Source organism: Candidatus Pseudomonas auctus (assembly GCF_048654275.1).
Lineage (GTDB): Bacteria > Pseudomonadota > Gammaproteobacteria > Pseudomonadales > Pseudomonadaceae > Aquipseudomonas > Aquipseudomonas pharyngis.
Window position 1 is genome coordinate 182,398 of the sequence record NZ_JBJYZK010000009.1, and the last position, 14,209, is coordinate 196,606.

The window sequence follows — 14,209 nt, forward strand, 5'->3', positions numbered from 1 at the left end:
CACGAGAGTTCTTTACAAAGTCAGCTGTCCCCGCTCCTCTTCGGTCAGCTGCTGTTTCGCCTGTTCATCCAGCGCCCCGGCGCCCAGCACCTGCACCGGGCTGTTGGGGTTGTAGCCGGGTGTCGGCGCGCGGCTGGCGCCATCGCGAGTCGGGGCCAGTTGTTCGTTGCCGAAGCTCAGTACTTGCACGGTGAACACCGAGGCCTGGTTCTGGCGCGAGGCGGCTTGTTGCTGACGGGCGACGTCTTCCGCCGCCTGGGTTGCCGACGACGCAGCGGAGCTGGCCGAGGTGATCGCCCCGGTGTTGACCGCCGAAACTACCGGCACGCCGGTCGCCTTGCCCTGCACCGAGATGTTGGCGGCGTTGACCACCGTCAGCGCGGCGATGTTGACGTTGCCCGACACGCGAATCCCCGCCTCGCCCGCATCGATGGTGCCCAGCGGCGCGATCAGGTCGATGTCCCCCGGGGCCACTTCGGCAATCGGGTTGAGCGTGGCGATACCGGCGCCGGTGCTCGGCACCGATGGCGACAGGGTCACGTTGCCCCAGGTGTCGTACACACGTTTCGGCGGCGTGTAGACCACGGTGGTTTTAGAGCCGCGACCGGCGTTGATGTCGCCCTCGGCAGACCAGCCAAGGATCGAGCCGCCGAACGTGGTCATGATCCGGCTCTGCCCCAGCAAAATACTGCCTTGGGAGTAAAGCTGAATGTTGCCCGAACCTTGGGTGATGATCCCTGCCGTGGACGGCGGCGCGGCACCCTCGATGCCGAACACCTGACCGCCGCCCGGCGTGAGCATCTGGATATCGCCACCGAACAGGGTCTTGACCCCGGCGCCACCGTAAAGGGTGATGTCGCCGTCATACCGGATCGGGTTTCCGGCCACGTCGGTGGTCGGGAACAGCGAAGCAATGGCGTTGCGACCACGCAGGTAACTGCCTTTGCGCGGGCCGTCGACATCGTTGTACTCAAGGCCACCGGCACGCAGTTCGGCGAAGTAAACCTGGCGGGCGAAGATCGCCTGCTCGGCGCTCGGCAATGCAGCGAAGAACGCTTGCGCCTGTTCGGCGTTGCCACTGAAGCCGTAGCCGAGGGTCAGCCAGCTCTGCAATTCGTCGAGGTAAGTCTTGACCACTTTGCCCGGTTGCCCGTTGAGCGACGCATTCGGGTCGGCGAGGTTCTGCGGGTTCAGGTAACGGGCGATGAACCGCGAGTAATCCGGCCCCTGCGCGCCTACACCGGCCTGCAATACCACGCTGGCCCCCGGTTGTTTATCGCCTGCCACCAACGATCCGAGGCTGGTGATGCTGGCGCGGTTTTCCATGAGGATGTTGCGCCCGGCATTGATATCGAGGACACCAGGACCGGCGATATCGAAGCTGCTGTAGAGAATGTCGCGACCGGCAGAAACGCGAGAAATGTCTCGTGGATCGTTATGGACAAACAGGTTGCCGGTGGACGTGATGTTCTCACGGTTGATGCCCATCTCTTCCGGCTGCACGGAGGTTGGCTGTCCAAGATTGGTCCCCGACGCGACAATGTCACGACCGGCGAGCATCCAGACCGGCCCGGCGGCCTCATACCAGGTCCGTTTGGATATTTCGAAATTCAAGGTCTCACCGGTGCGTATACCCACCAGATCACCGGTCAACGCATAAAAGCGTGCAGGCTGCTGCACATCGCTCAATCCCGAATAGCTGTCGGGACCGAATGCGAACAACGGATAACGCGTGTTTCCGTCCGGAACAACACCGTCGCGACTGTAATTGCTGGCCACCAGTGTGCCTTGCGAATTGGCATCAAAGCGATTGAACGCCGGATTGAATGGTGTCGCGATGGCTAAAGGACTGGCACCGGATTGATTGATCGCATAGCCACCCGCGTAGATCGAATCACCCGCCAACAATTCCAGCTGACCTGACTGCGATGGCGCCAGCAGCAACGAATAGGCTTTAAGCGGGTTGTTGCCAAGCCCGCCGTCAAAAGCGGCAGACGGACCGGCATAAATGGAACCCTGCCCCGCCACTGCCCGAAGGATAGAGGGATAGACGAATCGACCGTCCGTAGGCGAAGTGTTTCGCCCAAGGATCAGATTGTTGGAACCGTCGAACTCTGCGATCTGCGTACTGGGCGTGAGATTGCCACCCGCCGAAAACAAGTCGATTGCCGTATGGTCGGTCCACAACGAAAAACCACTCAGGATCCCGCCTCTCTTGATGTCCCCATTGCTGTCGAAAACAGGGGTCGCGTTCTGCAGGCTCACTCGCCCCGGATCCCCAGCCCCGCCCAACACCAGATCGCCACGGGTGCTCAGGCTCATGCCCGAGTCACCGGGAATCAACACCAGGCCACCGGAAGCTTTGCTGAGCGTGGCAGTAAACGGATCGAAAGCGCGCGTCTCTCGCGGGTCATTGAATTGCGAGGCCGCGCCGTATTGCAGATCAATTCCGCCCACAGCCCCGCCACTCAATTGTGCCGCGCCGCGCAGGTTGATCAGTGCACCTTGCAGATCGTGGAATGGTCGCGCCGTGCCGGTATCACCCGCCCGGGCTTGCAACGACGGGTTGAGCTGACCGCCAATGCGGATATCCATGTCACCGCCACCGGTCATCTGCACGCTACCATCGCTGCCGATTCTGCCTGTGCTGCCGACTGCCACGATCAGCCCTTGACTGCGCAGGTAATTGCGCGCATCGCCCATGGGCTTCAACAGGCCCGCGTCAGCCCCGGCGCGCAAACTGATGTTGCCGCCGCCCAGCGTACCAAAGCCGGTAAACCCCACCAGATACGGGTCGGTACTGGTTGCATTCGGTATCGGCTGAGTGATGTAACTGCCGAAGTTGATCCACCAGGCGGTCGGAACATCGGCACTCCCCGTCCCCTGGCGCCACAGCCAGTTGCCGACGGCGACGCTGGCGATCTGGTCGCGGAAACCGCCGGACGTGGTTTGCTCCTTGTGCCCTACCGAATCGCCGGAAATCGATCCACCGGCATTGATTGTGAGGTTACCGCCCAGCTGTGGATACCAGGCCTGATAAAGGCTGTCAGTGCCACCGTTGACCCATTTTTCGTAGTCGGCCCCCGTGCTGCCCAGAACCGAGTTGGTATCGGAAAGGTGCCCGCGTGGCTGGTTATAGAGCGGATCGACATTGGCCGACTGCGTCCCTGCGGTGTACACACCAAAAGGTGAGTCCATGCTCAGATTGCCCGCCGATATCAGGTCGAGATCGCCCGTCCCTGTGCGCAGCACACTGAACATCTGGGTGTGAGCCTTGGCGGATTTTTGCGGATTGTTTTCCAGGCACAACTCCGGCATCAGTTGGCAGAGGATCAGGTAGTCATCCGGAACGGGCTCGTAATCGGCGCCCATGCCACTGCCCGGTGCCCAGACCCAGCGCGCCATCGGCGCGCAATCGCCGGGACCGATCTCGCACAGAATCAGGTACTCCTCGGGGATCGGCTCATACGCGGGGAAGCCATACTGGTTGCCGACGGCCCAGACCAGTTTCGCGGCACCCTGAGTGACCGTCACGCCATAGTGAGTATCCGCCAGTCGCAAATTGCCTTCGCTGGTCACCGGTTTGACCATACGGTTATCGGCGGCCTCAAGATCGGCACCGGCCACCACACGCATTGACCACGAAGCACTGCCCGACGGCAACATGCTCGCCACTGCCCAGTTCTTGCCCTGCTGCGTGCCGTTGAACGGGCGCAACTCGATCAGGGACGTACCGTCGGCCAGTTTCACGTCCGTCATTGACGGAATCAGCGACCCGCGCAACAAGGCCAGTGAACCGCTCAACAGAACGCCGCCAGTGTTGCCGGTGTCTGCATCGACAGTCCCGGGGAGCGGCACACCCTTGGGCCAGGTCATCGCATCCAGTGCGGTCGCCTTGTTCAGGCGAATGCCTGCACCCAGGCGCGTAGTGGCTGGCAAGGTCACGCTGTCGCTGAGCAATGTTCCTACGGCGTACAGCAAATTGCCGTTCTGGTCGTGAATGGCGCCAGCCAGCACCGTACCGGCGCTGAAGGTATAGGACTCTTTCAGGGTCACCTGACCTGGCAGCAACGTACCGCTGGCGAAGGTCGCACTCTGAATCGCCACGTCATAGTTCAGCGTTGCACCTACCGGGAACCTCGTACCCTCGGCCAGCGAAACACCGGTGCCCGGAACGATCAGATCGCCGCCGAACGGCTGCACACCTGCAATCAGTTTCCAGCCGGCATCATCGACGGTTTCAGGTGGCGGGGCGAAGCCGTCGTTGATGCTGCCGTAAATATCGAGGTTGCCGCCGGCACGGATCACCAGGCTGCCGGCCTCCCCTGAACCGTAAACGGCAGGGTCCAGCCGCGTGTGCGGATTGAGACTGGCGTAGCGATAGCCCGAAAGGTCCAGATCGCCCTCCACCACCAGATCACCGTCGGCAGTCTTGCTGGCGATTTCCACGCCCGGCCGCAGATGGAATGCATCGGCGTAGGTGGCGTTGTTCAGCCCGGCGAGTTTGCGTTGCAGCAGATCACTGTTGCCCAGCGCAGCGTTGATGAAGTTGTTGCTGTCACCGTGAATGCGATCGAGCATGGCTTGATCGATGACCTGATAAGGCCGCCCGCTGACGGCCTGATCGACACCATCACGGGCATCGGTGTAACGGCGCATGCCATTGAGCCCGATAGAACGGGCGCCCTGAATGGTCAGCGCACCACTGGCGTCGATGGCGAGGTCATTGCTGCCCAGGCGTGGCGCGTTCAGCTCCAGCGTGCCGCGCAGCATTCCGTCATGTTGCCCTGCGAGGAAACCGGGCACGGCATCGGTGCCGTGACGCAGGTCGATGCGTGCGCCGCTGCCCAGCGTGAGCAAGCCATCGCCGGAACCGAGTTCGACCGTGGCACGGTTCGGCGCATCGATGATCTTGCCGTAGCTGTCGACCCGCAGCACGCGGCCATGGGCATCGAGCACGCTGTTGCCCGCGAGGGTCAGACCGTTTTTCGCCGACAGACGAATGCTGCCGACACGTTCGCCGCTGGCATCGATCAGACCGGCCACCGTCAGGCTGCCATTGTCCACCGACACATTGACTTCGCCAGCCTTGAGACCGTCGCCGATCACCAGATTGCCCTGCTTGAGTTGCAGGCTGCGACTGCCGAACACCTGACCTGCGTTCAACCGCTGATTGAGCGCCGCGAACTGCTCAGTGGCGTCACCGCCCAGGCGTTGAGCGCGAATGTCCACGCCCCCGGCCTTGTACGGCACCAACGTGCCCCCGGCGTCGTAGTAACCGCTGCTGCCGCCGACAATCTCGCCTTGCAGGTCGACCATCCCGGCTGCGTCCGCCAATGCGACGACGCTGAGATTGCCGGCCTGATTGTTCTGCGCCGACAGATCGATGCGCGAGCCCGCGGCCTGACGGATATTGCCGTTGGCGCTGTACAGCGAAACATCGCCGCCCCAGCTGTACTTGCTGACATCGTTGAACGGCAAGGTGCGCCCGGCCATATCCAATACGGCTCCGCTGCCCAGGGTCAGATCGTCCTCGGACTTCACCGTCAGCTTGCCGCTGGCCAATGCGATACGGCTGTCGAGCACGATGTCGCGGGCTTCGAGGTTCAACTCCGCCCCCAGGGCATTGGCCACTCCGACAGCCCCGGCGCCACTGAGCGTCAGGCTGTTGCCGGCCTTGAGCAGACTGACCGATGCCGCTTCACCAGTCAGCAACGGTGTGCGCAAATTCAGATTACCGCCACTGTAGCTGTAACCCTTGACCGGGTCGTAAGCGCCCTGCTCCTGATACACCGCCAGACTGCCCTTGTGATTGGCGGTAATGCGTTCACTGGCCGTCAGGTTAACGTTGGCAAAACCCAGCACCAGACGATTGTTCTGATCCAGACCATTGGGCTGTGGCATCGGCCCGTAACCCAACTCGATGCGTTGCGCCTGAATATCCAGCGTCCCCTTTCCGGTGCCGGCCCCCTCTTTGATCACCGTGCCCGGGTTTTGAGTGGCACCGTTCCAGATCAGATTGCTGGTACGGATGGTCGCCACATCATTGGCATCGCCCAAGCCGTAAATCGCAGATGTCACGAGTAACAGATTCTGCAACTTGCTCTGACCGGTCTGCGGATCCAGCGTATCGAGGGTCACGCTGCCAAAGAAGTTGATTGCATCGCGAGCGGTCAGGCTCAAGGTTTCAAGGGCTGGCGCACCATACTGGGTATCGCCGCGTAACAGGCGGTCAAGCACAGTCGGGTTCAGTACCAGGCCATTGGGTACGCGTTCGCCTGCTGCCGCCAGCGACGCTGCATTACCGACATTCACCGCGCCCACGGCGAGCGCCAGATGTCGGGTACCGAAACGTACTGTCTCACCCAGCTCGAACTGATCGTTGGTGGCGGCGGTAATGCTGCCATTGGAATAAAGCAGCGCCGGGTTGCTGCAGGCGTCAGACGCGCAGCTGCCGATACGAACGTTGCCGCCGGCGCCTTGGTCGGGTGCCAGCACATTGGTCCAGCCGTTGGACACCAACAACATGCTGGCGGCCCCCGGTTTATAGAGATAGCCGTCTGCGGAGTCATAAGCGACATTGCCGCGCCCCAGCGTATTGATGCCCGCCCCCGCCTCGACCGTTATCCCGCCGGCGCCCGATGTCGTGCGCAACAGCACTTCCGGCGCCGACAACACGGCCCCTTCACGCAGAACGATGCTGGAGTTATCACCCAGGAAACTGATGAGATTACCTTCCACGGTGTACCGCACATTCGGCATTGCACCGACGGTCAGACGTCCTGCATTCAGGTTGTTCAGGGTATCGGCATAGAGAGAGACGCCTTTGAAACCTTCCGTGGGAGCATGCCCTGCACCCAGGATTTCAAAATCTGCGCCGGCGTTGCCACTGCGTACCACCGCTGTGCCAACCCTGCCATTTTCGGCTGCCGCGAATAACGCGCTACCCGCGAACTGAAGCGCAATGTCTTGCTTGCCGCCAGCAACCAGACGCAAATCCAGTGTCTTGCCATCCATCGGTGCCAGCGCCCTTGGCACGCCACGGCGCGCGGCATCGCTCTGGATAAATGCAGTGAATCCGGTTTCGTTGTACTGCGAATAACGGCGCAACACATCAGCCGAAGTCAGAATGACCTGACTGGCCAGACTGTCGCGCAGGCCGGTATTGGCAATCGACATCTGTGCGTTGCTGGTCCACGAACCATTGCGCAATGTGCCCGTTGTCGTGCCTGGTGCGGCCTGACCATTGACCTCGACCCGGAACGCACCGGGCAACAGCGCGAAAGTAGAAGGTAACAGTGTGTAGGTGCCCGCCGGCAGCCCCGGAACACCAGCCCCCAGCGTGATTTGCTGGCCGATACGCGGGTCCACCGCACCGGCTTCGGCGAGCACGGGCGCGTAGGTACTCTGATTGCCCGGGACTATGGCGTAGACCGGGTTGCTTGCCAGCCCCGGCAAGCTGAATGTACCGTCAGCGGCGTTGCGTACCAGCGGGTTGAAACGCGCATCGGTTGAGCCGCCACGCCCGGAAACGAAACCGGCGCCGCGCAGATCGCCACCGCCCGAAAGGTCAATGACCGCGCCGCTCTGTACGTCAATGAATTGCGAGCGGATTGCCACGCCGGTGTTCTCGCCCGTGATCCCCTCAAGGGCGACGGACTTGCCGTTGTAAAGGTAATCGATGCCATCGGTGGTGCCACCATACGGCATCACCAGGCCGGCAGCGCTGACCGAGGTCAGGCTGCCGGGAAGCAGATGAACCTCGCGGGTCTGGGTCAACAGGTCGTCACCCAGAGAAATCAGGCCCAGCGGTGCGCGAATCACCCCTCCCTGCTCGACGTACCCGCCATACAGACTCAACTTGCCGAACACCGAGTACGGCAATGCAACGGGCGCCGCACCCCGTCCGCTGATGCGCAACGTGTGCGCCGGCGCCGTAATCGAGCCCTGATAACCGACACGCACTTCAGCCTGGACGCCGCTGGCGGGATAAATCTGTGCAGCGCCAAGGCTCAAGTCACCCGGCGTCCACAGGCGGGTCTTCTCCGCGCCATCGGTCTGTGCCAGGAAACGCAGATCACCGCTGCTGTCGAGCGATACCTGGCCAAAAGCCCGTCGGCTGTATTCAGCGGCAGGTCCGCTGACTTGCCGGATCACGCCCTGGGTACCGAACGACAGACCGTTGCTCAGATCCAGCAGATTCGCCGATGCGTTGAAGCTGGCCTCTGACAGTCGGGTCGTAGGATTGAGTGTTGCCTGAGGTCGAACCTTACCGACGATGCCGTAGTAGGTGCCGACTCCGGACAGGCGCAGATAGGGTGCGCTGACATTGACACGCGTTGCATCGTTCGACGACTCGGCCAGAGACAAGGCGCCCGCATACAGGCTCAGGCTCTGATTCATGTGCAGATTCACGTCACCGTCGAACGACAGCAGACCGTTGCTGAGCAGACTCAGGTTATCAAAACCACCACTCATCAAACCATCGGCACTCAAGCGCGCCTGCCCATAGCGCAAACCGTCAGCGCTATGGCCGGGTTCCAGATCCGATCCCAATCGCTGATCAGCCGCGCCTTGAGCAATGATCATCTCCCTTGGCGCTCGCACCTTGTTGTCCGCAGAGTCCGCGTACAACGGTGATTCCAGGGCAATGTCCAGACGTCCTCCAGCGGCCCCGAGACCACCCGCCACCGCACGCAGACTGCCTTCGATGAACAGACCGTTGTAAGAACTCAGGCTGATGCGACCACCGTCAGTGGCGATGCGGGTCGGGCCCTGGCCGGCGATATCGAGCAACGCCTCTGCACCCGAGGCATCCAGCCGTGCGCCTGGTCGTACGATCACGTAAGCATCGGCAGCGGTGGCTGTGGCGAGTTTCGAGTCGATCTCGCCGCCGATGACGATGCTGCCGCCCTTGCCCACCTGACCATACGTGCGCCCCAGAACGTCCGTTGCGGTACTGACTCGGCCGGATACATCCAGCACGGCCTGTTCACCGATCCAGATCGAACGGTCATGGGCCTTCGGATCGGCAACCAGGATGGACGTCGCCGGCTTGATCGAGCCGAACTGTTGCTGGCGGATGTCAATCGTGCCCCCCCTTGCATACAGCTCACCATCGACGGTGATCTGCCCGGCGCCACGCAGTTTGATGCTTTGTCCCGGGTCGACGCTGATGCGCGAGCCACGGCCCAGCGTCAAGGTGCTGTTGGCGGCATCGATCAGGTCGTCCAATGTCGCGCCACCTTGCAACGTCAGGCTGGCACCGGCGCGCTGGGTCAGAACGCCCTTGGTCGGGTTTTCCTGGAACAGCGTCGGGGTCCACAGCTCCAGCGCCGTACGCGGATCAACGCCGCTGATCTCGTTCGATGCCGCATCGCCGAAACGGTAGACCGGCATGTTCACGTCGATTGCGGTGCCTTCGGCAACTTCGAGTCCGCTCAGGCCGATCAGGTTGTAGGCGGAGAATCCCTTGTCGAACAGATCAGCGGACAGCAGCAGGGTGTTTTCCGCCAGGGTTTTATCCGTTTGCCCGACGAGTATTTTGTTGGCCTGCACCGTCAGGGTGCCGCCGCCCGTGACGCCGTACCCGCGCAGTTCGCCATCGAGGTTCAGGTGGGTCTTTCCTGGCGCGGAAATAGCGCTCGACTCCAGCGTCAGATCGCCGCCCTTGCCGCCCCGGGTTTTGCCATTGGCAAGCACGGCACCACCGGAAGAGACATCGAGCAGGCTGCCGGCAGCGACGTCGATATCGCCGCTGCTGCGGACCGATATCAGGCCACCGTTCAGATACGCCAGGCTGGCGTTATCGTCCGGGTTGGTGCGCAGGTTGCTCCACAGGCCTCGTGTATCGAGAAGCACGCCCTCGGCGATGCGGGTTTGTGTCGCCTTGTCGGTTTTGGCCGCCAGGCGAGTGTCGGTGTTTGTACCGCCGTTGAACTGATTGAGTACGTTGCCCAGACGCAGGCTGCCACCGCGAGCAGTCAGATCGGCGCCGACCTGCACATCCGGGGCGTAGAGGGTGATGTCGCCACCGCTGTCGACCGTAAGCGCACCGTCAACGGCGATCTGATCCTTGGCCGAAACCTTGAGCGCACTCAGGCGGAATCCGTTGAGATGATCGTTATCGAGATACAGCTTGCCCTTGCGGGCATCGGACACCGCGCCGGTCAATTCAAGATCGTTGCCGGCGACCGGGCGCGTGCCACCGATCTGCACCTGATCAAGCATTGGATTGAGGGTGTAGAGCAGGCCGTTCGACGCCGCGACAAAGGTCGGGTCGTAACTGCCGACAATCAATTGCGCACGCCGGGCCAGCGCGGTCTGGCTCTGCTGATAGCCGTCGAGCACCGGTTTCGGCGCCTGATTCTGCCGCTCGCCCTGGTACACGTCACCGATCATCTGCCCGTCGAGCACGGCGCTGGCAGTGGAAATCACCAGTTGCCCGGCATCCCGGCCCACGGTGTAACCCGACTCGAAGCGCGAACGCGGAGCGATCAGCGGGTTGTAGAAGTAGCTGGTCTGGCCCCAGCGCTCGCTGTTGTCTTCATAACCTTTGTACAGCCCGGTGTAGAGCAGATCCCCCGGTGCACGGGAAACTTCGTACAAGCGCCCGTCTGCGCCACGCAGCCAGCTCTGGCGGATCTGCCCGCTCTGCAGATCCAGGGTGCCGCCGGACAGGTTGATCAGCGAACCCTTTTCGGTGACCACGTCGTTGCCAGCGAAACTCACCACGCCACCTTGGGCCATCCACTCGCCGACGCTGTGCCCCTGGGTGCCGAGATAACCACCGACTTCCAACAGGCCACCGGCGGTGTACCAGCGATCCGTGGCATAGCCGTTGGTGCCCGCCGGTACGTACACCAGCTCGCGCACATCGACCCAAATGTCGTTGCTGTTGAGCGCGCCCTTCTCGCGGTTGACCGACGCATCCCGCTGCTCATTGCCCTGCACGTTGATCTTGATGCTGTTGTTTTCCATCGCCACCTTGACGCCGATGGCACCGGACACATCGATCATCGCGCCCTCACGCACCAGGCTGCGGCGCTGCGCGCTGACCGCGACCTGCCCGCCGGTGGCCAGGGTGATCGAGCCGTTCTGGAACTCGACGCTGCCGCCGCTCTGGATCTCGATGCGCGACTGGTCGCCACGGATCCGGTTGTTGGCCGTGACACCCGTCAGCGCGGCCTGATGCTGGCTGTCGAGGGCGGTCATGTCGCTGCTGTCGAGCATGATCGCCGTGGCACTGCCCTGCCCCAGCGTCACGCTGCCGTTGGTATCGGAGATCGGGTTGGTGAGGTGAATCGTGCCTCGCGTCGCCACTGACGTGCTGGCGAGCAATACGCCGTGTTGCACCACCTCATGACCGGTCAGGGTGATGTCGCCCGTAGCGGACTGGATCAATCCGTTGTTGCTGACCTTGCCCGCCACCGCACCGGCCTTGAATCCCGGAATCACTTCGCTGCCAAAGGTGGTCGACAGCGCATTGCCTTCGGTGCCCGAGCCCTTGCGGATGTAGAAACGGTCACCGGCGGCCAGCACGGTCTGACCCTTGGCAGTGTTGATGCTGCCGTCGTTCTGCACTTCGTTGCCGAGCAGCAGCGCATAGCCGCCGGCATCGGTGGAAGACGACGGTTTATGGGTTTCAATCGAGGCACCGCGCTCCACCAGCACTTTGCCGGCCGCATCGGTGAAGGTCGGCTGACTGCCGGTGCTGTCGAAATACAGACCCCGATCACGGAACTGGATATCGGTGATGTTCGCCGCTGCGGCCACCAGGTTGCGCACGTTGACCTGGCTGGTGCCGCTGAACACGATGCCGTTGCGGTTGATCAGCATCACCGTGCCGTTGCCCTTGATCTGGCCCTGAATCTGGCTGGCCCGGGCGTTCGGATCGTTGACCCGGTTGAGCACTGCCCAGTTCGACTGCTGCGCGAAATCGACCGTGGTGTTGCGACCGACGTTGAAGGTTTCCCAGTTGAGAATGGCCTTGTCGGCGGTCTGCTCGATCGTCACTGTGGTCTTGCCATCGACCTGGGTCTGCTGCGGGCCCTTCGCGTTCTGCCAGCCCTGGGTCAGGCTGTTGTCGATTTTCAGACCGCCCTCACCCAGACCGTCCGGCACAAACTGCACCGAGCCCAACACGGCGGCGCGCCCGGCCGCCTGCGCCGCCTGTTGCGCGGCGATTGCAGCGACCGTGTTGTTAAGGGTCTGAATCGAACGCTGCAACTGCGCATTGGCCTTCTGCTGCTGGGCCAGCGGCGGTGTCATTCCAGGCAAGCCACCCACGCTCGGACGCGCCGCCGCAGCCTGTTGCGCCGCGCCCTTGGCAGCAAACCAGCCCGAACTGAACGCCGTCTGCGCCTGCGCGCTGCCCGCCACCAGACACAACGCCACCGCGTGCGCCAACGGTTTGAGCAACCACAGCGCCGGCTCCATGGCTTCACGTTTGGAGGACAGAACGCTGGTACGACGACGGGATGGGCGAGCGAGCATCACTACGAGATCCTTTTTGATTGCCACACAAGGCCGCAGGCGTGCAAAAACCTGCTGTTACGTCATAGGCAGTTGGCGAGGGGCGCGACCGAACGGATGTCACACAAACTTCATGATTGAGGTGTATCCAGCCAAAAAAAATGGCGGCAACCCGAAGGTTGCCGCCATTTCTGTTACGACTGCGCGAGCTTACAAAGGACGACCGATGGTGTTGCACACGGTGGTGTTGTTGATGTCCAGGTTGTTGCCCGAGGTGTTGGTGATGAAGTTGGCGGTTACAGCGTTTTTCCAGGAATCAGGCACTGCGACGAACTTGTGAGCCTGAGTCGCGGCGTTGTTGCCCGGGATGCTGTAGTGCTTGGTCAGGAAGGCTTTGACGTCGGCGGCCACGGCTGCATCCTTGTAGCACTGACCGAAGATGAAGTTGGTGTAGGCAGCGAGCTTGTAACCCAGAGCCGGGTTGGCAACCACTGGCGACCAGTTGGCCGGGTTGGCAGCCTGGGCAGCGGTCGAAGGCGCGGTAACCGATGCCAGTGCCAGGTTGACGTTGGCCGAAGTCGGCTGAACACCGTTGACGCGGGCAACAACAGCGTTGCTGGTGGCATCTACACCGTCCGGACCGACGTAACCGATGGAGCCGTCAACTGCGTTCACGGCAGTGGCGACATCGGAAGTGTTGGCAACGCCGACCCAGTTCGAAGGCAGCGCGATGCCACCGATACGAGCGGCGGTGAAGGTGGTGCTGGTGGCGAACTGAGTCGGGCAGACGGCGTTCAGGTGACGGGTCAGGATTTCCGAAGTGCCGCTGGAAACGTTGCGATAAACAACGCGGATGGCGGTGGTGTCGGAAGTGCCCAACAGAGCACCCCAAGTGGTTTTGGCGCCGGAGAACACGTCGCACAGTTGAGCGCTGGTCAGGTTCAGAGCGGTCTGACCGGCTTTTTTGTAAGGGATGGCAACCGAAGTGGCAACCGAAGGCAGTTGAATCAGCGGACCGAACGAAGCGCCGTAGGTGCTGCTGTAGGTGCTGAGTTCCGAAGCGCTGAGGATCGAGTCGCTACCGGCGAAGTGCACAGTGCCAGTGGTGCTGAAGCCAGCCGGGTTGTTGGTCAGGAAAGCGGTCTTGCCACCGCCGCTGCCGATGGCAGCGTAGCTGAAGTTGGCTGGCAGGATGCTGTCGGACGAACCTTTGTACAGAGCGGCTGGCAGAGTTGCACCACCACCGGTAACAGCCATGGCTTGAGCGGAAGCCAGAGCGGCAACGGTCAGGGAAGCTGCGATCAGAGTGCGCTTGAACATGAAGAATCTCCTTTTCAACGTTGGTTGTGAACACAGGTTTTCAGGGGACTTGCATGACACTGGGAGGACTCACCGCCGACCTTCGCAAGCGGGGTCCGGGGTTAAGTCGCACTGAGAAATTCGCAGTTTCCGGTGACAGATAAAGGAAAAAACCTCGGGAGGTGCGAGGTGATTTTTGAGGGATTTTCTCGGGTGTTCTGGTGGTGAGCCGGAGGGTCTAAGACAAGCTTTTCGAGGGAGTCGGCCACAGCCCTTGAAGGGCCGTTGCAGATGACAGAAAGGAGAACCCGAGGATGGGGGGAATGAGGGTCGGGTGATGCTGAAGTCCAGGGAAAAAGTTTGGATTATTTGTTGCTCTGCCTGGCCCCATCGCGAGCAGGCTCGCTCCCACAATGGTCGGTGGTGAATACAGAAT

General features: G+C 61.9%; 2 protein-coding genes. Both read right to left on the reverse strand.

All coding sequences use genetic code 11. The features are described 5' to 3' along the window. Nucleotides 1–12: 12 nt before the first annotated feature. On the reverse strand, nt 13–12,495 hold the full coding sequence (locus ACKUG4_RS18270) for a filamentous hemagglutinin family protein (protein ID WP_445434549.1): 12,483 nt from the start codon (nt 12,493–12,495) through the stop codon (nt 13–15). 189 nt (nt 12,496–12,684) lie between these two features. Next, nucleotides 12,685–13,794 (reverse strand): substrate-binding domain-containing protein, encoded by a 1,110-nt coding sequence (locus tag ACKUG4_RS18275; protein WP_064597155.1) that lies wholly within the window; start codon nt 13,792–13,794, stop codon nt 12,685–12,687. Nucleotides 13,795–14,209 lie beyond the last annotated feature (415 nt).